The organism is Thermococcus paralvinellae, assembly GCF_000517445.1.
Classification (GTDB): Archaea; Methanobacteriota_B; Thermococci; order Thermococcales; family Thermococcaceae; genus Thermococcus_B; species Thermococcus_B paralvinellae.
In genome coordinates this window covers 864,572-889,984 of record NZ_CP006965.1, presented here as the reverse complement: position 1 = coordinate 889,984, position 25,413 = coordinate 864,572, and the positions used below count along the sequence as shown (strand labels likewise).

Below are 25,413 nucleotides of genomic sequence, written 5' to 3'. Positions count from 1 at the left end.
AAATATTTAAATTTTTAGGATTACATTTGGGAATATTCCAACTCTCTTCGAACATCATACGAAAATTTTAAAAAGTTGTGAAACGAAGGAGAATCTATGAAATATGAAGATTTCCATGATAAATACGGCGATCCACTTGAAATCTCCTCCGATGATACCGTTGAGTATCTGGAGGATATTTTTCACTTCCATTTTAATAATAGTCCCTATTGGATCAAACTTCGTAAAAAACATAACATAGATGTTAAGTTGATCTTCAATGGAAGTTTCGAAGATACCATTGAAAGGATATTTAACTCAAATATTCCCATTGGAGATAATGAACTCAGGATTAACTGGCTGGAATTTCTTCCAAGAGGATACAAGGGTAGGATAAGATTTTATCAGTCTTCCGGGACCACTGGGCCAAGATCCTTCTGTCACTGGGATTACGAGTACGTTAAAGCTCTTACTAAATATCTCAGGGACTCTCTTGATAGAATTTACAGACTTAACGATGTGTACAATGAATCACATCAAATGAGAGCTTTACTTCATGGCCCCTATGGCTGGTATCAGGAAGAGATGAGTGAACTGGTGTGGTCATACGGAGGAGTTCTGTATTTTATTGCCACGGAGACCGAAAGTCTGAAGAGAGTCCTTGAAAAGGAGGGTATTCAGGGTGCAATGAAGTTTTTGGAGCCCCTAGTTAAATACTCCCAGAGAGTCCTTGAAAAGGACAAGATAAACCTGACAAGAACCGCTGTACAGCTACTGGACATATTTGTTCCATATAGAGAAAATCTGGAAATAATCATGCTGAGTGGAACTCGCACAACTCTTGATGTACTCAAGAGATATCAAAAAGAGTTTGAAGATTCAACTTTCATTCCGCTTTATGGACACTTTGCATTTGGCGATGCCATTGGGATATACACAGAAAAAGAAATACGATATTACCCTAACTATCCCTTCACAGTAATCTTGCCTCTTGTTCTCGAAGATGGAAGATACCGAATCGCCAAGTACGGGGAGAGAGGTTACACGGGCATTATAATAGCGAGACCAGAAATACTGGTAGTCAAAATAGAGAACGAGCTTATAACAAGGAGCCCTCCCAAGAAACCGTTCAGATGGGATGGATTTGCTAATCCAAGGAGGGAAATAATATGATAAAGTGTTCATTCTCAGGATGTCTACTTGTTACTCTTGAGGTTTTTTTAGTGCTTGGTCTGGATATATTGGCTGCTATCTTTGTTTTTCGAGCATATTTAAAAACTAAACGAAAATCTGCATTAATCTTTTCACTTGCATGGCTTTCAGATTTCTTGGCAATATTATCAGCTGGTTTTAGCATGCATGAGGTGAATTCATTCTTTATTGCTCTATTTGGAGCATTGATCACTTATGGGATGTTAGTCTTTTTAGAGGAGGAGAAGGAATCTGTAACCTTAAGTCAAATGAGAAAAAGTACTGCAATCCCCCCATTATTTGTTGTATACCTCATACTTTTAAAATGGTATGGAGGAATCAATGAATGGACGTTTATTATTGGAGGTCCATGGTTTATAGCAGGTGCATTCCTAATCTTTGCAGGGATTTTTATGAAAAACCTAACTACTACTTATGAAAAGAGTGCTAAACATCTCTATTATGGATTTGTCCTGTTTGGACTTCACCTATTACCCTATCCATTCTTTGCACGTGAGGAATGGTATGCACCAATTGGACTCACAGCTTCAACTATCCTAATCGTTTGGCTGACAACTGCCATGATACGTTTGGTTTTATCCCCACGGTTTACCAAGTTATATGAAATAACAAAAGAGGTAGAAGAAATAACAATAGATATTAAACCTGGAGTTCTAATTGTGAATCAGGAAGAGTACAAGGAGCTAAAAGAGAAATTAAAGGATATGCCAGTACTAGCATTCTTAAGAGACATTTCAAATGTTCCAGAAAGATGGGAATACTTTTTTGTCACCACGGCTCTCAAAGACGGAGTACAAAATGCAGTGTCTCCAACGGATTTAGCAAAGATGACAGAACTCATATATAGATACCTAAAAACTGCTGCTGATGCCAATACTACTGGAATTATAATCATTGACTGTCTTGAATATCTTCTCGTTTACAATGAGCTATCGGCAGTTATGAAATTCCTTACCAAGCTGAGAGACTTTGTTCTAGTCAACAATGGCACATTAATTTTAGTTGCCGAGAAATCTGCTTTAGGTGAAAAGAACTGGGCATTATTGACTAAGTTATTAGGCCAATAAGATTGGTGTCCAATGACTAATTCAACCAAGAACTTATAAAGCCGATGTAATCAATATTATAATGCCCCTGCGCGAGGACCCCGGGGAGAATGAACCGGGGGGCGATGCAGGGGCAACAGCTCGGTCATAGCGAGGTCCCCACGGGAGAGCCTTCCGCGTTACGGAGCACAATGACCGTGGGTAACCCTGACCGAGCACAATTCTGCCCGCCTGGGTTAACCCGCTTGAGAATGCCGTTATTTGGCTTTAATGAAGGCGGGGGTTACGGGCGGGCAACACTAACACTCTACTGTTTCTAAAATAGTGCACATTGACAGGGATTTGACTCGTTATTGAGAGCTAACTAAAGTAAAGTAGAGAAAAGTAAAAGAGTAACAAACAGACATCAGCCCATCATATTCATGCCTTCCATTCCACCCATGCCTTCCATTCCTTGGCCTACTCCTTCGCTCTTAACTCTCTTTGCTGCGATGACGTCGTCGATTCTGAGTATCATGATTGCTGCTTCGCTTGCGCTCTTGATTGCTTGCTTCTTAACTCTGATAGGTTCAATGACACCCCTCTCAAGCATGTTGGCAGGCTCACCAGCAAAGACGTCAATTCCTATTGCCTTGCCCTTAGTCTTGTGCTCGCTAATAACTTTGACGAGTACATCAATTGTGTCAAGTCCAGCATTCTCTGCTAATGTTTTGGGGATTATCTTAAGTGCATCTGAGAATGCCTCAATTGCTAAAGCTTCTTTGCCTCCAACTTCTTTTGCATATTCATCAAGCCTTATAGAGAGCTCAATCTCAGTTGCACCTCCTCCTGGAAGGATTGCACCATCTTCCATGACATCCTTGACGACTTTAATGGCGTCCTCAATTGCCCTTTCAACTTCATCAATTACGTGTTCTGTTCCTCCTCTGATAAGGATTGTTACTGCCTTTGGATTTCTGCAACCCTCAACAAATATCATACTCTCTCCAGCAATCTTGCGCTCTTCAACGAGCTCTGAATAGCCCAAATCTTCTGAAGTTAAGTCTTTTACATTTGTTACAACTTTTGCTCCTGTTGCTTTTGCTAACTTTTCCATATCGCTCTTCTTAACTCTCCTGACAGCCAAAACACCAGCCTTGGCCAAGTAGTGCTGTGCCAAATCATCAATACCCTTCTGAACAAACACAACATTTGCACCAGTAGCAACAATCTGATCAACCATATCCTTAATCATCTTCTCTTCCTGCTCAAGGAACGCATAGAGCTGGTCTGGCGCAGTAATGTTTATCTTTGCGTCAGTTTCAGTCTTCTTAACCTCAAGAGCATCGTTAATTAGAGCTATTTTTGCGTTTTCAACTCTCTTTGGCATTCTTGGGTGAACTCTCTCTTTGTCGATTACAACACCTCTGATAAGCTGGCTCTCTTCAACGCTCTCTCCTTCTTTCTTCTCAATCTTGATGTTGTCAATGTCAACCTCAAACCTGCCATCCTTTTTCTCTGCAACTTGCTTAACTGCCTCAACAGCTAACTTAGCCAAGTGTTCTCTGTGAGACTCAGCGCTCTTACCAGTGATTGCTGTTTTTGCTATCTTCATAAGAGTTTCTTCATCTTCTGGATCAACTTTTATAGCAATATCTTCAAGTATCTCTTGAGCTTTTTCAACAGCTAAAGTGTAACCTTTAACAATTATTGAAGGGTGAATGTTCTGATCAATTAACTCCTCAGCCTTCCTTAAAAGCTCGCCAGCGATAACTACAGCGGTTGTTGTACCGTCACCAGCTTCCTCATCTTGGGTCTTAGCAACTTCGACCATCATTTTAGCAGCAGGGTGCTGAAGGTCAATTTTGTCCAAAATGGTTGCACCATCGTTTGTGATAACGATATCTCCTAAGCTGTCAACAAGCATTTTGTCCATACCTTTTGGTCCTAAGGTTGTTCTAACAGTCTCAGCAACAATCCTTGCAGCCAAAATATTCAACCTCTGGGCATCCCTACCAACGTATCTTTGGGTTCCCTCAGGGAGAATAACTATTGGTTGCCCGCCTTGTCCAACTAATTGTGCCATTTTAACATTCCTCCTAAGGTTTCAATACACTTCCCATACGTTAGTGTTCTATAAAAGGTTTTTGTTTAAAAATTCAAGTTTTAATTGAAATTTTTGTTAAATTGTCACAAGATATTGAGAATTTAAGATAATTAGACAATAATTAAGAAGTTCAGAAGCTAAGTAAAGTGAATAAGCTATTTAAACACAACGATTCAAACTAAAAGAGGCGGTAAGATATGAACAAAGTGGAAATATATGGGATACCATGCAGAAGAGAAGGCATCATAAAGATGTTTGAGAAAATTATTCAGTATGGTTTAGTTGATATTGATGTTGAAAATCGCGCATCACTTGTAGATGATATGCTGAAAAGCAGTGAAGATAAGCTTAGATATGCCATTCAAAAGCTGGAAGAGAACGATGTTGACACTGCAAGATTAGTCATAAAAGGTGATGTGGGAGTGCTCATAGTAAAAATCGAGGATGTAATAACAATAAGAGCGACAATAAAAGAGTACAAAAAATTCATTGAGGATTTCAAACTGGTTACAGATTAAGCAGGTGGTGTTGATGGAATTGATAAAGCAGGGGGCAGAGGCAAAAATTTATTTAGCTAAATTTGAAGAGTTGTATTTTCCATTTAATGATGAAAAAGTAATCATAAAGCACCGCATTTCAAAGCGGTACAGGATAAAGGAGATTGACCAGAAACTGAGGAAAGAAAGAACTGTTAGGGAAGCAAGAATTCTGCACAGGGCTAAAGAGTTTGGAGTTAATGTTCCTTATGTCTATGAAGTTGATATAAGAGATATGAAAATTGTTATGGAATTTATCGAAGGAGAGCGTTTGAAGGAGTATTTGGAAAAAATTCCCATGGACGAACGTTTAAAGCTCTGCCGTGAAATTGGAAGGCAAATTGGAAAACTGCATGAAGCGGGTATTATTCACGGAGATTTGACGACATCCAACATGATTTTAAGAGAGGGAAAAATTTATCTCATAGATTTTGGACTGGCAGAGTTTGATAACACAGTTGAAGCTCAAGGTGTTGATCTGCATCTCCTAAAAAGAGCTATGGAAAGCACTCACTATAAGTGGTTTGAAAAAGGTTTTGGGGCTGTTCTTGAGGGCTATGGAGAAGTTAGAGGGAGAGAGAAAGCCCAAGAGCTGAAAGAGAAGATAGAGGAGATTGAAAGTAGAGGTAGGTATGTAAGGGAGAGAAAGTGGATTAAGTGAATGCCCTCCACACCCTCTCAAAAATTTCTTTCTCTTTTCCTCTCTTGGTGCGGTAAAGCTTTTCAACAATCAGCTCTGGGGTACTTTTACCCAAAACCCCAAACTTTGGCTGTCTGTCAACAATTAAGTTAAGATTCTCATCTAAGCCTTGAGCTTCGATTCCATCAACTCTTGCAAAGGGCAGTTCTTTCTTTAAGTCTTCCCCCAAATGAGATACAATAATGACGTAGAATCCTTTTTCATAAGCAATCTTCAGAAGCTCTGCTATTATCTTGACAGCAGCACCTGGCTCCGTTATTGCTTCAAACTCGTCAATCAAAATCAACTTTCTTCCATCGTTTGTTAGTGCCCTCACAAAGCTCTTTAAGGCCGTTTCAAAGGCTCCAGCACCATAAATAGACCGCTTCCGTTTGAAGAAGAAAAGCTCGTCTAAAACCTCAACCCATGTTTTCTCGGCATTAACTGGAAAACCCATATGAGTCAAAATTACTATTTGAGAGATAAGCTCAAGTAGCGAAGTCTTCCCACCGCTGTTTGCACCTGTCAAAATAACAACTCTCTCACCATTCACGTTATCAAACTTTACTGGAGCTTCTCCAACAACGTAGCTGACTGGTTGGGGATTTTTGATAAACAAATGCCCCCCATTTATGAAGGCAATGCCACCTTCGATCAGCTCTGGAAATGTAAATCCTTCTGTAAATTCCTTCACAGCCCTCAGAAACTCCAGCTCATAAGCTTTGCTTATTTCATCTTTAAGCTTTGGTATGAGGTGTTTTATTTCAGCGAGAATTTCACGGCTCTTCAAATACATCTCTACCTTGAGTTCTCTTTCCAACTCCCGACGCAAAGCCTCAATACTCTCTGGAGGAACTTCAACGGGATAGAGGTTTTCTCGTGAAAACAGCTCTACAGTAAAGTTCAGCTTTTCGCTGAGCTGTTTTTCAACTTCATTTATTTCCTCAAGGATTTCGCTCTCAATTTCACTGAAATGCTTAAATATAGTATCATAGTTTCCTTCCCTAAGTTCTTTTAGGAACTCCAATAATTCTTTACCAGTCAAAGTTAGGCTGAACTTCTCAAGCTTCTCTGCAATCTTTTCATTCAGCTTTTTCTCTTCCTTTGCTATCATCTCATCAAGATGTTCGAGTAATTCTCTCCGCTTCATAACTTCTTCTAATTCTTTTAATTTTTCTAAAATTGGCTCAGCAACACTCTTCTTTCCAAGAAGATTACCAATTTGGACTAAAGCTTTCAAGGTTTTTCGATTTTCCCAAAGAGGCATGATGTAAAGCTCGGGAGCAATTTCACTTATACTCAGCTCGACGTCAATTCCAATCCCTATGGTGCTTAAAATTAAATCATGCCCCTCCAAAGGCTCTGTTGAAACCTCACACACTCCCAAAGCTTGGGCTTTTTCAATCTCACTTTCATCAACAACTAAAAGCCTATCGTGCAGAAAATCCTTTTTAAAACGAATTGATTTGATTTCGGCCAATATTTCCTTCAGTTCTGGTGTAATCTTTGGAAGGTTCTCCTTAAAATAAGCCTGTCTCCTCAGAATTTCATTCTTATCATTTGTTGGTTCAAATTTATCAAGATAATCCAAGCTCTCTCTGAGCTGGATTCTCTTCTTTATTTCTTCACGAATGCTTTTGTAAATTGCTCTCGCTTCGCTGTTGAGCTTCATCTCCTGATGCTTATCACAAAAGTTTATGAATATTTTCCTGCAATAATACAACACAAAGTTTAAAATTTTTAATGTGTATTAGTTGTTATGCTGTTTGGGAAGCTCATCAATCCAAGATATCACCTGAGAATTTGGAAGCTAAAATTTGAGAAAGAGAAAGTTAAAGAGGAGTTGAAGCTGGGAATCATAAAATTTGTTGAATTTCAAGATAAGGGGTAGAAGCCCAATTGCCATACCCAATGGGCTGTAGGTGGCCTGTGAGAACCCTTCAGGCGGAAAGACTCCTAAACTTTCTCAGCGTTTCTTCGTCAGGCGTACTATCGTAAGCATTGCAACTACGATCATTCCAGCTATAAAGGCGCCAAGTTCTCTTCCTGAGATTACAACTTTTTTCACCATATGAAATCCAGCAACGTAAACCACCAAAGCTACTAACGCCGCGGGCAGGGTTTTCTTAACACTCCCTGCGGTGAAGAGAAAGTAGAGGGCGAGCATGTAGAGAAGCCCAACAAGGGCCCCCAAGAGAAGAGCCGAGAGCACCTTCACTTCTCCTTCACCTTCTCAACAACTCTAATGTCGTAAATCCTCGTAACTGGATATTGTCCTTTTTCGTCTTTTTCAACAGCTTTAACCATGTCCCAAATCGTTAACAAAGCAACGCTTACGCCAGTCAGAGCTTCCATCTCAACGCCTGTCTTATAATAAGCTCTTACTTCGCATGTTGCTTCAATGTAGTCCTCGCCGAACTCAAAGCTTATATCCACCCCAGTGAGCGGAATAGGATGGCATAGAGGTATTATTTCCCAAGTTCTCTTCACTGCTAGGATTCCCGCTATCTGCGCTGCTGCAAGTACATTCCCTTTTTTAGTCTTGCCCTCTTGAATCAGCTTTATTGTCTCTGGTTTGAGCTTTATCTTCCCCTTAGCAATTGCTTTTCTAAACACAACATCTTTATGGCCAACTTCCACCATTTTAACGCCTTTTTCATCTACATGAGTGAGCTTCATGCAACCACCATTCTTTTTACAATGGAAAAGTATTTAAGCTTTGAACTCTTAAAATACATCGAAGTCCGAGGTATGGGGGTGAGAATATGGATGAGTTTATTGTTGCAACTACCGAGCATGTTCCCGGTTACAAGGTCGTTAAAGTTCTTGGGATAGCTAGGGGAGCAACTGTTAGGGCTAAGCACATTGGGAAAGACATTCTCGCTGGGTTTAGAAATATCGTTGGTGGAGAGGTTAAAGAATACACTGAAATGCTTGCAGAAGCGAGAGAAGTTGCACTTCAGAGGATGATACAGCATGCAAAAGAGATGGGAGCTAATGGGGTTATTGGGGTTAGATTTATGACCTCAAGTGTAGCGGCTGGAGCCGCTGAGATTTTTGCATACGGTACAGCGGTTATACTAGAAAAAGAGTGAACTTTTCTTTATTCTTTTTAATCGTAAAATTTATAAATATTAATGTAATGAAAAATGTAAAGAAAACTTTACAGGTGAGCGGAATGAATTCGATTTTCAACATTGCACTAAAAGATATGTATGAGAGCATGAGAACCAAAAGATTGGTTATAGTATTTGCGATTTTTCTTTTAGCAGGTGCTGGAATGGCTTACTGGATGAAAATGCTCATGATGCGAGCTACCATGGGAATACAGATGGAAAGCACAAATATAATCAGAGGCACTCAACTTTCAGCAGTTAAATATTTTCTTGCTGTGCTATCGATACTTCTCGGCGCTGATGCTATAAACAGAGAAATTGAAAGTGGAACAGTGAAAGTAACCTTAAGTCATCCGATATACAGGGATCAATTTATTCTTGGAAAATATATTGGGAGAGCATTGACAGTGCTTTTTGCATTTCTGTTGTTTGCAATAAGTAATGTTGCATTTTTGCTTGTGCTTGGAATTCCACTTAGCTCGGAGGCATTTATGACGTTCATAAAGCCTTTACCGTTCTTTATGCTGTTTTCTTTTGTCTACCTATCCTTTGGTGTTTTACTTTCAACTTTGATTAAAAAACCCTCAACAGCTATAATAGTAGCAGTTCTACTTCCAATATTTCTTGAATTCATTTATCCAACGATCGTCTCAATGGTAATAGTGTTTAAGGCGTTAGCTTCAGGAGTCTCGCCCACAGACGTTGGGGCACTCCAAGAAAGCCTGAAGAAAATTTATATGCTTCTCTCCATTGTGCCTGGATACAACTTGGACAATATAAACAATGCAATATTCTACGGAATCACATCCTCCGAGATTGTAGCTAGAGGTTTTACCGGTATTATGACACTTCAGAATCAAACTATTTCTTACTTTGAAGCAATAGGACTCGCTTGGAGATACATCATTGTACTTATTGTGATGCTCCTCCTTCCATTTGCAGTTGCATATACTAAGTTTATGAAAGCTGATTTGAGGTGATAGCATGTATGCAATTGAAATTGAAAATCTCACAAAAAAGTATGGAAATTTTAAAGCTGTTGATGAACTTACCCTAAATGTTGAGGAGGGTATTGTTTTCGGGTTTTTGGGGCCAAATGGTGCAGGCAAAACTACAACAATTTTAAGCATGCTCGGGCTTATCATACCGGACGAAGGCACTATTAGTATTTTGGGATATGATGTCTTTAAGGAACCTATTAAGGTCAAAGAGAGGATTGGATTTTTGCCTGAAAATGCCACCATCTATGGGGAGCTAACAGCTTGGAAAAACTTGGAGTTTTTTGCAAACTTTTACAACCTCTCCAAACAGGAGAAAGAAAAGCGTATTGAAGAGCTTTTGAAGCTTGTTGGACTTTGGGATGTAAAGTATAGGAAAGTTAAAACGTTTTCTAAGGGAATGAAACAACGCTTGCTGCTGGCTCAAACTTTGATAAACGACCCTGAAGTACTAATTCTCGATGAACCAACGAGTGGGCTTGACCCGGAAGGGGCTTTCCTTGTCAAAAGCATCGTAAAAGAAGAGCGCAAAAAGGGAAAAACAGTATTCTTTTCTTCCCACATATTAAGTGAAGTCGAAGAGCTTAGTGATAAGGTTGGAATAATTGTGAAGGGCAGGCTTAGGGCCTTAGGAACACTTGAAGAAATTAAAAAACAGTTCATGGAGCTTGAGGGATACGAAATAAAAATTGAGACGAAACAGCCATTACCGGAGATTGCTCTACCGGGGATTATAAGAGTGGAGTATCTTAACAATAAGAAAGCCATTATATTCGCAAAAAACGATATTAGAGAAGAAATATCTGAATATCTATCAAAGAATGGGATAACCATAGTCAGCTTAGAAATTGAGGAACCAAGTTTGGAGGATGTATTTCTAAAAACAATTTACAAGAGGTGAAAATCCATGAAAAAGCTTGCTTTACTTATTGCTGGTCTTCTAGTGGTTTCATTTTTCCCCATTTCAAATGCTCAGCCTTGGGTTGAAATATTTGAAGGAAGAGTCAAAATTGGCGAAAGCCTGAAAGTTGGGGACTATTTAATAAAACTCACTCAGAATAAAGACTATCAGCCATATATTATTGTTTACAAGGGGGAAGATATTAAAGCCTTGCAGATGGCCACATTTGGAACAGTTATCGAGGTTGAATCTTTAAAGATAGTTGTCGGTAGTCTTGAAGATGACAAACTCTTTCTTGTGATTCAGTGGAAGCCAGAGCTCGTTGAGGAAATTTCTCCAAAACCTGGCGAGGAGTATAAAATTGGAGACTATATTGTTTACATAGAGAACGTAACAGATAAACAAACTTCTCTCAAAATTAATGCCAAAGACTATCTAATACCCATGAACTCTTCAATAATTTATGATAAATTAGTACTTGAATATAAAGAGGGCAAGCTCTACGCTTATCTCGTTAAAGTTTCTGTAGAAAAAGTTCCAAAGCTTGATTATGAAGTCCATTATCCTTTTGATTCAATAACTGCCAAAGCTGGAGAGACTGTTGAAATACCAATCGAAATTATTAATACAGGAGATACCCCAATAACATTACCTTTAAGGGTTGTTTTCAAACCGGTAGGGTGGGAGGTGAAGATTAAGGTCTCCGATTACGAAGTTAATGAACTAACATTAAAACCAAATGGTCAAACAGGAAGTTCTGTAACCGCTAAACTCGAAATTAAGATTCCTTCAATGGAAAAAGGTCTAAAGATTATTAGATTCTCAATCGGCAAAGAACTTGGTGAGATTAAGATATATGTCCAGCAAAAGGAAGAAATCGAGGTAAAGCTCCCAATTCTTTCCATAGAAAGCGAAGCTGGGGAAAAAGTGGCGTTTCCAATTACACTTACTAATTATGGTCCGGATAAGATAATAAATCTTCAAGTGGTTGAAAAGCCAAAAGATTGGGATGCATACTTCATGCTCAACGGAGTTAGGGTTAGGTCTTTCCTTCTACCTGGTGCAACATCTCAGGGAGCAACTTCTGAAATAATTTCGCTTGTCGCTGAAATTCCAAGAAATGCAGAGCTTGGAAACCATAAAATAAAATTTGCAATAAACAACGCAACTTATTCCTTCAGCATCTTCATATACAAAACACATGAGGGAGAGCCTGCAAGACTGATTGTAACGGTCAAAGATGAAGAAGGCAATCCAGTCCGCAAGGCAAGAATCCATGTGGGTAACAGCACAGTATTTACGGATAACTATGGAAAAGCTGAGATTGAGCTTAAAGCTGGTAATTACAAAGTTTTTGTGGAGAAAGAGGGTTACGAGAAAGTTAGGGAGGAGATTACGCTTGAAGATGGAGAGGAGAAAAATATTGAAATAACCCTCAAAAGACTGCCGTACTATTTCACAGTTGAAGGTGAGGGAGATACAATAACAGTAACAACAGGGTCAATAGGAACATACACACTAACAATAGAGAACCTAGGAAAGGAAGATGATGCCTACACCCTCTCTGTTCTTGGGCTTCCATCAGAATGGTCGAGTGAATTTTACTATGTCCAGAGTCCTGTGAGAAGCATAAAAGTGGAAGCTGGAAGCTCAAAGGACGTTATGTTGAGAATCGTTCCTCCATTTAACGCTCAGCCTGGTGAATACAATCTGACAATTGTTGTTAAGAGCTCATCAGGATTTGAGAGAAAACTTGCTCTTTTGGTAAAATTAATCGGGGAGTACAGATTTGAGATGTATCCAGAAATGCCAATGATAAGTATCAAAGCCGGGAAAGAAGGTATTGCATATGTTTCTCTTGAGAATACTGGGACTGCGCCAATAACGAATATAAAATTTGAAGTGAGTGCTCCCCAAGGATGGGAGGTTAAAGTTGTTCCCCAGGTTATTCCAGAGCTAAAGTCACATTACATAGAGAAAGAAAACATCAGAGTTGTGGGTATTGGCTCAGAACAGAATCGGATAACTATTACTGTAAAAGTTCCCGAAACCACTCCAGCTGGTACATACCAAATAACAATTACCGGAAAAGGGGATCAGGCCCAGGCAAGCACTCAGATTACAGTTAGGGTAACCCAGAGCTCAAAGTCAGCCTACATTGGAATATTAATGTTGGTACTAACATTTGGGGCAGTAATATGGATGATGAGGAGGGTCGGTAGGAGATGAATGTCCTAAACATTGCAATGAAAGAATTCTACACTTCAATAAAGAGCAAACGCTTTGTGATAATACTTGCTGTTTATCTTCTTTTTGTTTTTCTCATTGCATACTCTATAAAAGGTCATTTTCTTGAACTAACCGAACCACAAGTTAGCAGAACAAACCTTGGGCCTTTTGGTGCCGAGGGGGATACATACATGACTCCTCTATCGGCTATGCTATTTCTAAATTTCACCTTCTTCACAATCTTTGGAGCAATAATGGGTGCTGCCTTGGGTGCCGACGCAATAAACAAAGAGGTTGAAACTGGAACAATCAAAGTTCTTCTTGGGCATCCTGTTTATAGAGACGAAATCATAAACGGCAAATTTCTTGGGAATGCATTGGTTTTGGCAATCACAATATTAGTAGGGTATGTTTTTACTATTGCATTCCTTCTTATAATAGGTGTTCCCCTAGATAGCGAATCCTTCTTTAGGGGGCTGATTGCGTTTATGATGACCCTTTTGTACACCCTTGTGTTTCTCAGCATTTCAATTCTCTTTTCAACGCTTTTCAAAAAATCAGAAACCTCAATGCTTATATCAGTAGGTCTTGCAATTTTTTTAACCCTTATATATGGCATAATCGTTACTCTCATAGCTGGGCACTTAGCTGGCGAAAGGCCACCCTATGGCACTCCAGCATTTGATATGTGGCGTGAAAACGTTAATCTTTGGGAGCAAAGACTGCACTTTATAAATCCTGCTCATCACTATGCAAAACTGATGATTTTGATTTTCTCTGGAGATAGAATAACCAACACCTATACCCCGTTAAGTGAAGCGTTTTCACTGGGATTCAATAATTTAGCTATGATTCTAGTGACACTCCTATTGCCATTTTCAGTAGCTTATGTTAAATTTATGACAAGTGATTTGAGATAACTTGCTATGCTCTTTTGATTTATTATTTTTTAAGAATTAGTTGAAAATTAGAAAAAGAACAAATTTCAAAGGAAGTTCAACCCTTGGCAACTCCAATTGGCCTCATTCTTGCAACTAACTTTGCAATTCCGGCCTTTGCAACAACATTAACAACATTGTCAACGTTCTTATATGCTCCTGGAGCTTCTTCTGCGACAACCCTCAAGCTTGCTGCCCTGATGTAAATTCCTCTCTGCATGAGCTCATTCCTGAGCCTGTCTCCTCTATACTGTCTTGTAGCAGCCTTTCTGCTGAGGACTCTTCCAGCACCGTGGCATGTTGAACCAAATGCCTCTTTCATTGCACCCTCAGTTCCAGCTAAGACATAGCTTGCAGTTCCCATTGAACCTGGAATGAGCACAGGTTGCCCGACATCTCTATAGATTCTCGGCACCGCTTTATGTCCCGGTGGGAATGCTCTAGTTGCACCCTTTCTGTGGACAACAACTTTGACCTTCTTTCCGTTTACATCGTGCTCTTCAAGCTTGGCTATATTGTGAGCAACGTCGTAAACAATGTGCATCTCCAAATCCTCAGCCTTTTGTCTAAATACCTCTTCAAAACTTTCCCTTACCCAATGAGTAATCATCTGTCTATTTGCCCAGGCGAAGTTTGCTGCTGCTTTCATTGCAGAGAAGTATCTTTGACCCTCTTCACTCTGGAACGGAACGCTGACCAATTCTCTGTCTGGCCATGGAATTCCGTACTTTCTGTTTGCTCTTTCCATAATTCTTAAGTAATCGCTTGCTACCTGATGACCCAATCCTCTTGAACCAGTGTGAACCATGACAACTACTTGTCCCTCAAAGAGGCCATAAACTTCAGCCACTTTTGGGTCAAACACTTTGTCAACAACTTGCACTTCTAGGAAGTGATTTCCTGAACCTAAGCTACCGAGCTGTGGAGCTCCTCTTTTCTTAGCAGTATCACTTACATATGAGGGATTTGCCCCCTCCATTCTTCCTCCTTCTTCCAGCCTCTCCAAGTCTTCATCCCAGCCATAGCCGTTGTCAACGGCCCACTTTGCTCCATCAGCCAATACATCATCAAGCTGAGTCCATTGGAGCCTAACCCTTCCTTTGCTTCCAAGTCCACTTGGGACATTCTTAAAGAGTGTGTCTACAAGTTGCTTAATCTTTGGTCTAACTTCCTTTTCTGTTAGGTTTGTTCTAATTAATCTTACACCACAATTGATGTCATAACCCACTCCACCGGGACTAATGACACCTCCCTTAGCGTCAAAAGCAGCGACACCACCAATTGGGAAACCATACCCCTGATGACCGTCGGGCATAACTATTGAGTACTTGTAAATTCCGGGAAGCATAGCTACATTTGCAGCTTGCTCAAGTGTTCTATCTTGGCGCATCTTCTGGATTAAGACGTCATCTGCATAAACCCTACCGGGAACTCTCATCCTTTTATCAAACTTGGGTATCTCCCATCTTATTTGGTCAAGCCTTTTTAATGGAACCATTTTCTCACCTCCAGATTAAATTCACATTCACATGATTTAAGAGCTTTGCTTCACAAATCCGGAACGAGCTGAGCAATCCAAGTTCCATCTTCCAACTGCTCAATCTTCATGTCATGGTATGTTATTGCCTTAACTTCCTCTTTAGGCTCATGCTTTTCATAATCTAAGGGTTCTCCATAGGCCTTGACTTTGAGCTTATATCCTTCTTTGGTTTTCTCAATCTTGACGTCAAAATCTGAGAACACTAATCCTTCAGTATCATGGAGAATCAAGAGCTCTTCAAGGAAGTTGTAAAGCAAAGCATATAAATCCTCACCGCTAACTTCAATCTCTCTCATTTCCTTTGGCTCGACTTTTCTCACATCAACCATCACATCAAATAACGCTATGGCAACATTCTCAAAAGCTTCTTCAAGCGTTTTTCCGTATCCTCTAATTCCTATATCTGCAGTGTGTTCATAATGCTCCCATTTTCTCATCTTCATTCTTTCACCTCCGATAGGTTAATATTCCTTAAGGGGTTTATTAGGCTTGGGTGAGAATATGAGAGAGATAACTCCAAGGAAAATTATGGAAATGAAGGGAAAAGAGAAGATCGTCATGGTGACAGCTTATGACTATCCCTCAGCGCTAATAGCAGACAAAGCGGGAATTGATATTATTTTTGTTGGAGATTCTCTGGGAATGGTCGTTTACGGTGAGCAAAATACTCTAAATGTTTCTATAGAACAGATGGTCTATCACACAAGAGCTGTTGCCAAAGCCGTTAAAAGGGGCATGGTCTTAGCGGACATGCCTTTCATGAGCTATGAAGTAAGCATTGAAGAGGCACTTAGGAACGCAGCAAAGCTTATTCAGGCTGGTGCCGATGCTGTAAAAATTGAAGGGGGTTACGACTACATAAAACTTGTTAGGAAGCTTGTGAGAGTTGGAATTCCGGTAATGGGACACACTGGTTTAACACCTCAGCGCTATCTCCGTTTAGGTGGTTACAGATTAATGGGTGAGACCGAAGATGAGATTGAGGAAATTCTTAGGGATGCAAAAGCTTTGGAAAAAGCAGGAGCATTTGCCGTTGTTTTGGAGTTTGTACTAGCTGATGTGGCAAAGCTTGTAACAGAGGAAGTCAAGATACCGACAATTGGAATTGGCTCTGGACCATACGTTGATGGCCAGGTTTTAGTTTGGCATGACCTTTTGGGAATTTATGAAAATGTTCCTCCGTTTGTCAAAAAATATGCCGATTTAAGGAGTATGATTCAGCTTGCCCTTGAGGAATATAAAAATGAGGTAAAGGAAGGCAAATTTCCAGAGCCCAAACACTACTGGGAATTCTTAGATAAAGAGGACCTTGAAAAGAAGAAGAGAAAAGCAATTGAAAGACTCCTAGAAGAGCCTGTTGATGAATAAAAGGCGATAAAAATGGGGTGGAAATCAAAAATAAGGAAATCCCTCTTAGATCTCCAGGTTGTAGGTGGATATGCAGACAAGGTAATGGCAAACGAAAGCTTTTTAGACTGTGCTTTGGGAACAAATCCTTTTGGTACTCCAGAAGGTGTGAAGAAAAAATTAAAGAAGTTAGATATTGATCTGTCTAAATACCCTGATGTTCATTATAACATATTGAAAGAAGAACTTGTGAACTACTGGGAAGGAGCTGTAAAAGAAGATGACCTGTTTATATGTAATGGTTCAATGGGATGCTTTGAAAAAGTTAACAAATTCACAATACAAGATGGTACGAGAATTCTGGGAGTTTCTCCTCAGTATCCTCGGTATGTAAGTGACGCTACAGCACTGGGGGCAATTTATGAATCGATAAAATTAAAGGAGGAAGAGTATTTTGAGATCAAGGTGGATGAAATTATTAACTCATTAGACCGGAAGTATACCCTCCTATATTTAGATAACCCTCACAATCCGACAGGGCAATTTCTAAGGCTTAAAGAAATAACAGAAATCGTCGATGAAGCAGAGAAGAAAGGGATTTTAGTATTGGTTGATGAAGCATATGAGGATTTTGTTGAAAAGAAAGAATCTGCGGTTAACTTGAATTATAATAACCTAATTGTCATAAGGTCATTTTCTAAAGGACTTGGGCTGGCATCTATGAGAATTGGTTATGCAGTGATCAAAAATCCAGAACTTTGTGAGCTATACAAAAAAGTCGATTTACCTTTTCCAGTAAGTAGAATCAGTGAAATTCTCGCTGTTGAAGCTCTTAAAGACTTTAAATTTGTTAGAAACACTAGAAAAATGATAGCTCAAATAAAACAAAAAATCATGAGTGCGCTAAAGAAAGAATTCTTCATATCAAAAACACACCCAACAACTCCAATTTTTCTACTTTGGGGCAAAGAAGATACCTATCAGTACTTTCTTAGGAGAGGCATTTTAACAGTAAGTGGCTCCGCTTTTGGATTAAACAACTCTTATGTTAGGATTAGAATCCCAAGAGAAGCTGATGAGTTTTTAAGAAGACTTTCTTAACTTGCTTTCCACTTTAGATACTTCCAGAGTTCCGAAAGTAATTAGAATAAAACCTATGGCATGATAAATTGTAAATCTCTCTCCAAGAAGTATTGATAATCCGATAGCAACAGCTGGTGCTGGTGTTATTATTGCAGTGGCCTTTGAGAGATTGATAAGCTTTAAGGCTGAATACCAGAGAACCTGTGTTAGTGCAATTATGATTCCCTCAATTATAGCCAAATTGGTAAATTCCAAGCCAAAAGGCAAAGTTAAGAGTAAAAGAACCAGTCCTCCAAATGTATTTCTAAGGGTAGCTATTAAATAAGGAGAATATGGTAACTGTTTGGCTACTGTATGTCCCATCTGCCAGAAGAGAGGTGTAAGCAAAAGCAATATATCACCTTTTTTGGGCTCTATGAGATTTCCCTGAGTTATTACAAGAACAAGTCCCAAAAGAATAACCAAAGAAAAGCTGAACTGCTTTTTAGTTATTCTCTCCCTCAAGAACAGATATGAAAGGACAAATGAGTACAACACTTCACTCCTCGTTATTAGAGATGCATTTATTGCCGTGCTCATTCGAGCACCATATGAATATGCAATATATGCTAAGGTTGTTCCAAAAAGACCTACAAGAAAAGCTTTATGAAGATGCTCGGGGCTTTCTTTTAGCTCTCTCCATTTGCCTGATGGCAAAATCATTGTCCATAATATCAAAGAGGCAAACAGTGCAGAAAATGCTGCAAAGCTAAGTGGATTAGCTGGGTTTGATTTAATAACAACTGGTTCAATTCCTACAAGTATCAAAGTTAAAAATGCAAATAGCGTTCCTTTAACTTCCCTGTTCATGAGATTCACCAGAGATATCAAATCAAGTAAGAATTGACTAACAAATGCTTAAAGAATTTATGGGGGTAGGTACGTCAAGCAAAGGATTTAGGGAATGTAACATATTATATTCTACAAAGTTTGTATGGCGCCGGGGCGGGGATTTGAACCCCGGAGGGCTTAACGCCCACGGACTCTCCAGGCCCGCGCCTTCCCAGGCTAGGCTACCCCGGCACTAAAAATAAGAAGAGTGATCATGAGATGAGCTCGATTTCGATTGTTACGTCTTCAGGAACGCGAATTCTCATTATCTGTCTCATAGCTCTCTCGTCAGCTTCGATGTCAATGAGCCTCTTGTGAACTCTAAGCTCAAAGCGGTCAAATGTTGCTGTTCCTTCCCCGTCTGGGCTTTTTCTTGTTGTAATCCTGATTCTCTTTGTTGGAAGTGGTATTGGACCGCTCATCCTAACTCCCGTCCTCTCTGCAATTTGCTTGATTTGGTCAGCAACCTCATTAAGGGACTTTATATTAGTGCTTGCAAGCTTGATCCTTGCCTTTTGCATTTTTGCCACCTCTCAAGAAAACTTCAATTAAAAGAAAGAACTAAGAAAGAAAGGGCTTCACTCGCCCTTCTGGATGGATATAACCATACCGGCAGCGACTGTTTGACCCATGTCTCTGATAGCGAATCTACCGAGCTGTGGAATCTCCTTAACTGGCTCGATGACCATTGGCTTGGTTGGTCTGAGGATGACGATAGCTGAGTCACCAGTCTTGATGAATTGTGGGTTCTCCTCAACGATGTTACCTGTTCTTGGGTCAAGCTTTGCAAGGATCTGCTCGAATCTAACAGCAACCTGTGTGGTGTGTGCGTGAAGAACTGGTGTGTAACCGATTGTGATTGCTGTTGGGTGGTTGAGGACGATGATTTGTGCCTTGAATGTGTCCTTTGGCCTGACAACTGTTGGTGGGTTGGTTGTGTGACCAGCGACGTCACCTCTCTTGATGTCGTTCTTGCTGACACCTCTAACGTTGAATCCGATGTTGTCACCTGGGAGGGCCTCTTGGAGTGGCTCGTGGTGCATCTCAATGCTCTTGACTTCACCCTGGATTGGCTTGTGGAAGATTGTGCTGGCTGGCTCGAAGATGACTACGTCACCAACCTTAAGCTTACCAGTCTCAACTCTACCAACTGGGACTGTACCGACACCCTTAATTGAGTAAACGTCTTGGATTGGGATTCTGAGTGGCTTGTCGACTGGCTTTGGTGGCTCTGGGATCTGGTCAAGAGCCTCGATGAGTGTTGGGCCCTTGTACCATGGCATCTTATCGCTCTTGTTCACAACATTATCGCCTTCCCAAGCGCTGATTGGGATGATTGGGAAGTTCTTGTAGCCGAGCATCTTAAGGAGCTTCTCAACCTGAGCAGCGACCTCCTTGAATCTCTTCTCGTCGTAGTTGACCATATCCATCTTGTTGATTGCAACGATGATGTGGCCGATACCGAGTGTTCTTGCAAGGAATGCGTGCTCCTTGGTCTGTGGCATGACACCATCAGTTGCAGCGACGACGAGAACTGCAGCGTCAGCCTGTGAAGCACCGGTAATCATGTTCTTAACGAAGTCTCTGTGACCTGGAGCGTCAATGATTGTAATGTATCTGTGTGGGGTCTCGAACTTGGTATGAGCGACGTCAATTGTAATACCTCTTTCTCTCTCTTCCTTGAGTCTGTCCATGACCCAAGCGAACTTGAATGACTTACCCTTTTCACCCATTTGCTCGAACTTCTGGATAATCTGCTCTGGGATGTTCTTGGTGTCAAAGAGGAGTCTACCGATTGTTGTACTCTTACCGTGGTCGACGTGTCCGATAAACACAATATTAACGTGTGGCTTCTCCTTTGCCATTTTTATCCACCTCCAAATTCGTGCCTAACCTTATTGACTAGGATAGGTTTTTAAAGCTTTCTGTAACCTCGGCTCTCTTGAGCGGGAAACCCGCTTTTTACAAGAGAGCCTCATGAGTCCAAAGGAAGATACAGAGGAGGGTTTAAAAAGTTAACTACTCTGTGTTGGACAGGAATTTGTAAATTCTAAAAGAGGCTATTTTGTTTTGCAGGCTATCAGGTAATCCCATACACTGTAATAAATCTCGAACTCGATTCTTTTCTCACTATCAAGGTCGTATACCATAAGTACTTTTTGACACTTTTTGGTACCGTTTTCTGAGGTTTCACAGACAGTTTTGTAAGCGTTTTCTGAAGGTCCCGTCCTTGCCGTGTAGCTGATCTTTAAAATGCGACCATTTTTCTTGACTATAATAAGCCGCTGATAGGTTCTTCCATAACCACCGTTAGAGAGAAAGCTTCTCTTCGCGGTCAGAATCTCAGTATCTCCAGAATGCTCCACCGCTACGTTCCAGTTAGAGTTAGAGTAATGTATTCCCTCAAGGAATTCAAATGGGGCATCTCCTTTTCCGCACTCTGTCTTTTCTTTAGGTGATGAGGGGCCCCACCAGAAATAGGTGGTGTGCTTGTAGAAAACAGTCCCAGGCAAAGGAACGAAGAGCACCAGTCCAGTTATCACTGACACTGTAATAAGCACAAGGAGAATTTTTCGCGACATCATGCAAATACATCATAACGCAAATATTAAAGATTTTCGAATTAGAACAAACTGTAAAAAAACAGATGTAAATTGTAGAAAAGTCAGAAGAAGAGAAAAAGTCAGAACTGTGGGCAGATGTCCTTTTCTGTTGGTGGGTTTGGATCGAGTCCCTTTCTCTGTCTGATCTGTCTGATTATCTGGACAGCGAGTTCCTGTGGGACTCTCTCGAATCCAGCGTGCTCTGTGCTCCACAATGCTCTACCGCTTGTTGCACTTCTGATTGCTCCAGCGAATCCGAACATCTCAGCAACTGGAGCCTTTGCAATGATTGTCATAACTTCACCCTCTTGTCTCATGTCAAGGAGCTGACCTCTTCTCTGGCTGATTTCTCTGCTGACTGGACCCATGTACTCGTATGGAACGTTGATGATGACCTTCTGGTATGGCTCGTAGAGAACTGGACCAGCTTTCATCATTGCACAGTGAATGGCTGTTCTGATTGCTGGATAGATCTGGGCTGGACCTCTGTGGACATTGTCCTCGTGGATTTGGGCATCAACTAATCTCACGATAACCTTCATGACTGGCTCTTTTGCAAGTGGTCCCTCATCCATTGCCTGGTGGAAACCATCAACTAAAAGATCCATAACTTCGTTGAGGTACTGGATACCCTTAGTGTTGTCTAAGAATATGTTTCCTCTGTATACATCAACAATACCCTTGGCCATTTCATAGTCCATTCCGAGTTCAGCGAGCTTCTTAGCAACAGCTTTTCTGTCCTTTGGTCTTCCCTCTGGAATTTCACCATCTCTAATTGCTTGGTAAATCTCATCTGGCATTGGCTCGACAACAACATAGAATCTGTTGTGCTTGTTTGGTGACTTACCCTCAACGATTGGGCTGACTTTGGTGATGCTCTCCCTGTAAACAACGATTGGCTCTGAAACCTCAACATCAATTCCCCAGTCTTCCTTGAGCTTGTAAAGCTTAACCTCTAAGTGGAGCTCACCCATACCGCTGAGCAAGTGCTGGCCAGTTTCTTGGTCAATCTTAACTTGAAGTGTTGGGTCTTCCTTGGCGAGCTGTCTAAGGGCTTCGATAAGTCTTGGCAAGTCCTTAATGTTCTTTGCTTCAATTGCAACTGTAACGACTGGCTCGCTTGTGTAGTGCAAGGCTTCAAATGGCTCAATTGGCTCTTGGGCAACTGTCTCACCAGCCATTGCATCTCTCAAACCAGTTACAGCAACAATGTTACCTGCTGGAACGGCCTCCATGTTAATTCTCTCTGGACCCATGTAGATACCAACCTGCTGGATTCTTGCCTTTCTCTTTGCAGAGATGAGGTAAACCTCCTGACCTGTCCTAACAGTACCACTCCAGACTCTACCTGTTGAAACTTCACCAGCGTGCTTGTCAATGATAATCTTTGTAACAACCATGACCATTTTACCTTTTGGATCACAGTTGAGCATTGCCTGACCAACTTCGCTGTTAATGTCGCCTCTCCAGAGGTGGGGAATTCTGTACTTCTGAGCCTCTAATGGGTTTGGTAAATGCTTAACGACCATATCAAGGACAACAACATGGAGAGGAGCTTTCTTTCTGAGTGTCTTGTTGTCTCCCTTCAGTGTAAGGTCAATTATTTCCTTAAAGGAAACTCCCGTCTTTTTCATGAATGGAACGCTGAGAGCCCAGTTGTAGTAAGCTGAACCGAATGCAACACTACCATCATTAACGTTAACCAGCCACTCCTTCTTGAACTCCTCTGGGGCGTATCTCTTGATGAGCCTGTTAACGTCTGTAATTATCTTGACAAATCTTTCTTGCATCTGTTGTGGTGAAAGCTTGAGCTCTCTAATCAAACGGTCAACCTTATTGATGAAAAGGACTGGCTTGACGTACTCTCTCAAGGCTTGTCTCAGAACTGTCTCTGTCTGTGGCATAACACCCTCAACAGCATCAACAACAATGATTGCACCGTCAATTGCTCTCATAGCTCTTGTAACGTCACCACCGAAGTCAACGTGACCTGGAGTGTCGATGAGGTTGATGAGGTACTCCTTACCCTCATAGGTGTGGACCATTGAAACGTTAGCTGCGTTGATTGTGATACCTCTTGCTTGCTCTTGCTCGTCAAAGTCAAGGACAAGCTGCTTTCCTGCAAGTTCCTCGCTAATCATTCCCGCTCCTGCCAGCAGGTTATCACTCAAGGTTGTCTTACCATGGTCAATGTGAGCGGCAATACCCATATTCCTGATTCTCTCAGGCTGAGTCATCAACTCCTTAATTTTCGCAATCATTTCTTCCCTTCTTCCCATTTACATCACCTTTAACGATAATCTTGCTCATCATTCACTTAAAAAGTTGAGTTATAAATCTTTCCATGGCATTTACTGACGTGATAAATGGAGATTGGAATATACCTTGCCTATAGAAGAGTAGCTAGAGCATGTTCTATTTCATAAGGATGCTCTAAAATTATAACTCCTTCCTCTTTTAGTGCCTTTAAATGTTCCAAATCAACTTTTCTCACATATATCTTGAAAATTTGGCCATTAGGAGCCCTAGTCTCTACAACAGGCTTTGAATCAGTTGGAACTAATATTAGCGGTACTCTGCTCTTCAAAGCCTGAGAGGCGCAACAGGATAAGAGGGAATCGGCAATTCCAAGTCTAATCTTGGCAACGGTGTTTGAAGTGACTGGGGAGATTATGAATACATCGAATTTTCCTAAGTTAAAGGCGCCACATGAGGGAAATGAGATCCCCTGTTTAGACTCCCTAACAAGAGGAAATTTTTCAAGTCTATCAAAAAGTCTGTACATTTTGACAACTTCCTCACCCGCTCTTGATAAGAAGATTTTAATTTTATGCTTATCCTTCAATTTCTCGAGAATTTCAATGCTCTCTTTGAGGAGATGCCCTGCTCCACTGATTCCCCAAGCTATTCTCATATAATCACCTTAACAGTTCTTTAATCTTCTTAAAAATCTCTTCAGCTAAGTAAATTGCTTTTTGGACTTCAAGATCCTCAAATGGCTCTATTGGTTTATCCCAGTATCTTCCATAGAAATAACCTTCTTCAAGCCTATCTAAAAATTCATCGTCTAACAAAAGCTCTCTAATTTCTTCAAATTCTCCAACCAAATCTCTCAGAAATATTAAATCGTGAGTTCTTACATATTTGCCAGCTTTTTCTTCAAGAAGCAATTTTAGGCTTTTTTCTATTGCTTGTTGACAGTGAAATATTGCCATCTCATAGTATCCTTTTTCATATGCACTCTTTGCCAAGTCAATATCTGCTTGAATAAGCCTCAATTTATAAGTTCTGCTAACTCCCATCTAACCACCTTTTTTCCATACTTTTCTATGAACTGAAGTTTCTGTTCTTTTGCTCTCTTCTTTATTTCTTTCTTCTTATTTATCCACTTCTCTGTTGAGTAAAGCTCTTTTCCAAAGGCCACTGCAGTATATACAACACCCTTGTCGAGATCACTAAATTTACACATATTCAAATCAATGTATTTGCCAAGTTTGTACCTGTATTTGAGCTTTAATCTTCTAATTTCTTTGAGTTCATCTTTGGAAGTGTTATCAACTACTATGAGAATATCAATGTCTTCAAACCTTTTAGATGCTAAAACAGATCCAAAGACTATAACTGCCACTAACTTTTCTCCCAACAGTTCCTTTAAATCCTTTGCAAAATTCTTTAGTTCATTTATGATTTTCTCGTTCATTTCTCTCAAGTGAAATAGCATATTTTTGAGATTTAACTTTTTCCCAAAAGTCTTAAGACCCTTTAAACCCTTCTCTCAGTGGTGATAATATGACAATTGAAATCCCAAATTATGGAAAAATTGAAGCTAGGGTGGTGGTTTTTGACCTAAACGGGACTCTGGGAGTTGAAGGGAAAGTTAATGAGGAAGTCAAAAAGCTTCTTGAAAGACTAAGCGAGAAATACATCGTAGTTGTTTTGAGTGCAGACACCTTTGGAACATTAGAAGAGGAGTTCAAAGGCTTAAATGTCAAAATCGAGCGTGTTAAGGATGGCAATGAGAAGCTTGAGAAAGCAATGAAGTATGAGCCGTACATTGGAGTAGGTAATGGTAATAACGATGTTAGAATGCTTGAGAATGCTGAGCTTGCCTTCTGTGTTATCGGTGAAGAAGGAGCAACAGTTGACGCTCTGCTTGCAAGCGATATAGTGGTTAAAGACGTTAAGGATGCAATTGCTATGCTGCTGAATGAGAAGAAGCTGATAGCGACGCTTAGAGGATAGCAAAATTC

The 25,413-nt window shown here is 40.4% G+C and carries 27 protein-coding genes and 1 tRNA gene; 13 read left to right on the top strand and 15 right to left on the bottom strand.

Annotated elements, in window-relative coordinates:
* Positions 1-96: 96 nt before the first annotated feature.
* Both TES1_RS04955 and TES1_RS04950 read left to right on the top strand, forming a co-directional pair.
* A complete protein-coding gene (locus TES1_RS04955) occupies positions 97-1,152 on the top strand; it encodes a hypothetical protein (RefSeq protein WP_042680763.1) in 1,056 nt (351 codons plus the stop codon).
* Positions 1,153-1,202: 50 nt separating this feature from the next.
* Positions 1,203-2,258, top strand: coding sequence for a DUF835 domain-containing protein (locus TES1_RS04950; RefSeq protein ID WP_158505954.1), 1,056 nt, complete (start codon positions 1,203-1,205; stop codon positions 2,256-2,258).
* A gap of 385 nt (positions 2,259-2,643) precedes the next feature.
* Here TES1_RS04950 and thsB read toward each other — a convergent pair whose 3' ends face one another.
* Positions 2,644-4,302, bottom strand: coding sequence for a thermosome subunit beta (thsB, locus tag TES1_RS04945; RefSeq protein WP_042680759.1), 1,659 nt, complete (start codon positions 4,300-4,302; stop codon positions 2,644-2,646).
* A gap of 218 nt (positions 4,303-4,520) precedes the next feature.
* Here thsB and TES1_RS04940 point away from each other — a divergent pair, with 218 nt between their 5' ends.
* Entirely contained in the window at positions 4,521-4,841 is a 321-nt protein-coding gene (locus TES1_RS04940; RefSeq protein ID WP_042680757.1) for a hypothetical protein, read from the top strand.
* A 13-nt stretch (positions 4,842-4,854) separates the two neighbouring features.
* Positions 4,855-5,520 carry a Kae1-associated kinase Bud32 gene (locus TES1_RS04935; RefSeq protein WP_042680755.1) on the top strand — a complete coding sequence of 222 codons (666 nt, stop codon included), beginning with the start codon at positions 4,855-4,857 and terminating at the stop codon, positions 5,518-5,520.
* Here TES1_RS04935 and TES1_RS04930 read toward each other — a convergent pair.
* Positions 5,513-7,210, bottom strand: coding sequence for a P-loop NTPase family protein (locus TES1_RS04930; RefSeq protein WP_042680753.1), 1,698 nt, complete (start codon positions 7,208-7,210; stop codon positions 5,513-5,515). The two genes, TES1_RS04935 and TES1_RS04930, sit on opposite strands and share 8 nt — an antisense overlap.
* 87 nt (positions 7,211-7,297) lie before the next feature.
* On the opposite strand from TES1_RS04930, the gene TES1_RS11170 reads away from it, so the two are divergent.
* A complete protein-coding gene (locus TES1_RS11170; protein ID WP_265100807.1) occupies positions 7,298-7,429 on the top strand; it encodes a hypothetical protein in 132 nt (43 codons plus the stop codon).
* Between the two features lie 75 nt (positions 7,430-7,504).
* On the opposite strand, the gene TES1_RS04925 is transcribed toward TES1_RS11170, so the two are convergent.
* On the bottom strand, positions 7,505-7,756 hold the full coding sequence (locus TES1_RS04925; RefSeq protein WP_042680751.1) for a hypothetical protein: 252 nt from the start codon (positions 7,754-7,756) through the stop codon (positions 7,505-7,507).
* Positions 7,753-8,217, bottom strand: coding sequence for a cyclic pyranopterin monophosphate synthase MoaC (gene moaC, locus TES1_RS04920; RefSeq protein ID WP_042680749.1), 465 nt, complete (start codon positions 8,215-8,217; stop codon positions 7,753-7,755). Before moaC ends, TES1_RS04925 begins: the two co-directional genes overlap by 4 nt.
* 86 nt (positions 8,218-8,303) lie before the next feature.
* Between moaC and TES1_RS04915 the strand changes: the two genes are divergently transcribed.
* From TES1_RS04915 to TES1_RS04895, 5 genes are all read left to right on the top strand, one after another.
* Positions 8,304-8,633 carry a YbjQ family protein gene (locus TES1_RS04915; protein WP_042680747.1) on the top strand — a complete coding sequence of 110 codons (330 nt, stop codon included), beginning with the start codon at positions 8,304-8,306 and terminating at the stop codon, positions 8,631-8,633.
* 83 nt (positions 8,634-8,716) lie between these two features.
* On the top strand, positions 8,717-9,634 hold the full coding sequence (locus TES1_RS04910) for an ABC transporter permease (protein ID WP_042680745.1): 918 nt from the start codon (positions 8,717-8,719) through the stop codon (positions 9,632-9,634).
* 4 nt (positions 9,635-9,638) lie between these two features.
* Positions 9,639-10,553, top strand: coding sequence for an ABC transporter ATP-binding protein (locus TES1_RS04905; RefSeq protein ID WP_042680743.1), 915 nt, complete (start codon positions 9,639-9,641; stop codon positions 10,551-10,553).
* 6 nt (positions 10,554-10,559) lie between these two features.
* A complete protein-coding gene (locus TES1_RS04900) occupies positions 10,560-12,782 on the top strand; it encodes an NEW3 domain-containing protein (protein ID WP_042680741.1) in 2,223 nt (740 codons plus the stop codon).
* Positions 12,779-13,702 (top strand): ABC transporter permease, encoded by a 924-nt coding sequence (locus TES1_RS04895; protein WP_042680739.1) that lies wholly within the window; start codon positions 12,779-12,781, stop codon positions 13,700-13,702. The genes TES1_RS04900 and TES1_RS04895 overlap by 4 nt, the downstream gene beginning before the upstream one ends.
* 76 nt (positions 13,703-13,778) lie before the next feature.
* Here TES1_RS04895 and TES1_RS04890 read toward each other — a convergent pair whose 3' ends face one another.
* Together TES1_RS04890 and TES1_RS04885 are read right to left on the bottom strand one after the other, a co-directional pair.
* Positions 13,779-15,218: an RtcB family protein gene (locus TES1_RS04890; protein ID WP_042680737.1), complete on the bottom strand. Its 1,440-nt coding sequence runs from the start codon at positions 15,216-15,218 to the stop codon at positions 13,779-13,781.
* 50 nt (positions 15,219-15,268) lie between these two features.
* The gene (locus TES1_RS04885; protein WP_042682728.1) at positions 15,269-15,697 is read right to left on the bottom strand and encodes an archease; all 429 of its coding nucleotides are present in this window, start codon (positions 15,695-15,697) and stop codon (positions 15,269-15,271) included.
* Between the two features lie 64 nt (positions 15,698-15,761).
* Between TES1_RS04885 and panB the strand changes: the two genes are divergently transcribed.
* On the top strand, positions 15,762-16,628 hold the full coding sequence (gene panB, locus TES1_RS04880; protein WP_042680736.1) for a 3-methyl-2-oxobutanoate hydroxymethyltransferase: 867 nt from the start codon (positions 15,762-15,764) through the stop codon (positions 16,626-16,628).
* A gap of 12 nt (positions 16,629-16,640) precedes the next feature.
* On the top strand, positions 16,641-17,708 hold the full coding sequence (locus tag TES1_RS04875; protein ID WP_042680735.1) for a pyridoxal phosphate-dependent aminotransferase: 1,068 nt from the start codon (positions 16,641-16,643) through the stop codon (positions 17,706-17,708).
* Here the strand turns inward: TES1_RS04875 and TES1_RS04870 are convergent.
* The 9 genes from TES1_RS04870 to TES1_RS04830 form a co-directional block, all read right to left on the bottom strand.
* Positions 17,691-18,539 (bottom strand): DMT family transporter, encoded by an 849-nt coding sequence (locus TES1_RS04870; protein ID WP_042680734.1) that lies wholly within the window; start codon positions 18,537-18,539, stop codon positions 17,691-17,693. The two genes, TES1_RS04875 and TES1_RS04870, sit on opposite strands and share 18 nt — an antisense overlap.
* 125 nt (positions 18,540-18,664) lie before the next feature.
* Positions 18,665-18,752, bottom strand: a tRNA-Ser gene (locus TES1_RS04865).
* Between the two features lie 20 nt (positions 18,753-18,772).
* The gene (gene rpsJ, locus TES1_RS04860) at positions 18,773-19,081 is read right to left on the bottom strand and encodes a 30S ribosomal protein S10 (protein WP_013466878.1); all 309 of its coding nucleotides are present in this window, start codon (positions 19,079-19,081) and stop codon (positions 18,773-18,775) included.
* A 57-nt stretch (positions 19,082-19,138) separates the two neighbouring features.
* On the bottom strand, positions 19,139-20,425 hold the full coding sequence (tuf, locus tag TES1_RS04855) for a translation elongation factor EF-1 subunit alpha (RefSeq protein ID WP_042680732.1): 1,287 nt from the start codon (positions 20,423-20,425) through the stop codon (positions 19,139-19,141).
* A 195-nt stretch (positions 20,426-20,620) separates the two neighbouring features.
* Entirely contained in the window at positions 20,621-21,145 is a 525-nt protein-coding gene (locus tag TES1_RS04850) for a hypothetical protein (protein WP_042680730.1), read from the bottom strand.
* 98 nt (positions 21,146-21,243) lie between these two features.
* Positions 21,244-23,442 carry an elongation factor EF-2 gene (locus TES1_RS04845; RefSeq protein WP_042680728.1) on the bottom strand — a complete coding sequence of 733 codons (2,199 nt, stop codon included), beginning with the start codon at positions 23,440-23,442 and terminating at the stop codon, positions 21,244-21,246.
* Positions 23,443-23,552: 110 nt separating this feature from the next.
* On the bottom strand, positions 23,553-24,077 hold the full coding sequence (locus TES1_RS04840; RefSeq protein WP_042680726.1) for a flavoprotein: 525 nt from the start codon (positions 24,075-24,077) through the stop codon (positions 23,553-23,555).
* Between the two features lie 4 nt (positions 24,078-24,081).
* Positions 24,082-24,465 carry a HEPN domain-containing protein gene (locus tag TES1_RS04835; RefSeq protein WP_042680724.1) on the bottom strand — a complete coding sequence of 128 codons (384 nt, stop codon included), beginning with the start codon at positions 24,463-24,465 and terminating at the stop codon, positions 24,082-24,084.
* A complete protein-coding gene (locus TES1_RS04830) occupies positions 24,438-24,863 on the bottom strand; it encodes a nucleotidyltransferase domain-containing protein (RefSeq protein WP_042680722.1) in 426 nt (141 codons plus the stop codon). Before TES1_RS04830 ends, TES1_RS04835 begins: the two co-directional genes overlap by 28 nt.
* An 89-nt stretch (positions 24,864-24,952) precedes the next feature.
* On the opposite strand from TES1_RS04830, the gene TES1_RS04825 reads away from it, so the two are divergent.
* Positions 24,953-25,405, top strand: a complete 453-nt coding sequence (locus TES1_RS04825; protein WP_173391291.1) for an HAD family hydrolase — start codon at positions 24,953-24,955, stop codon at positions 25,403-25,405.
* Positions 25,406-25,413: the final 8 nt, after the last annotated feature.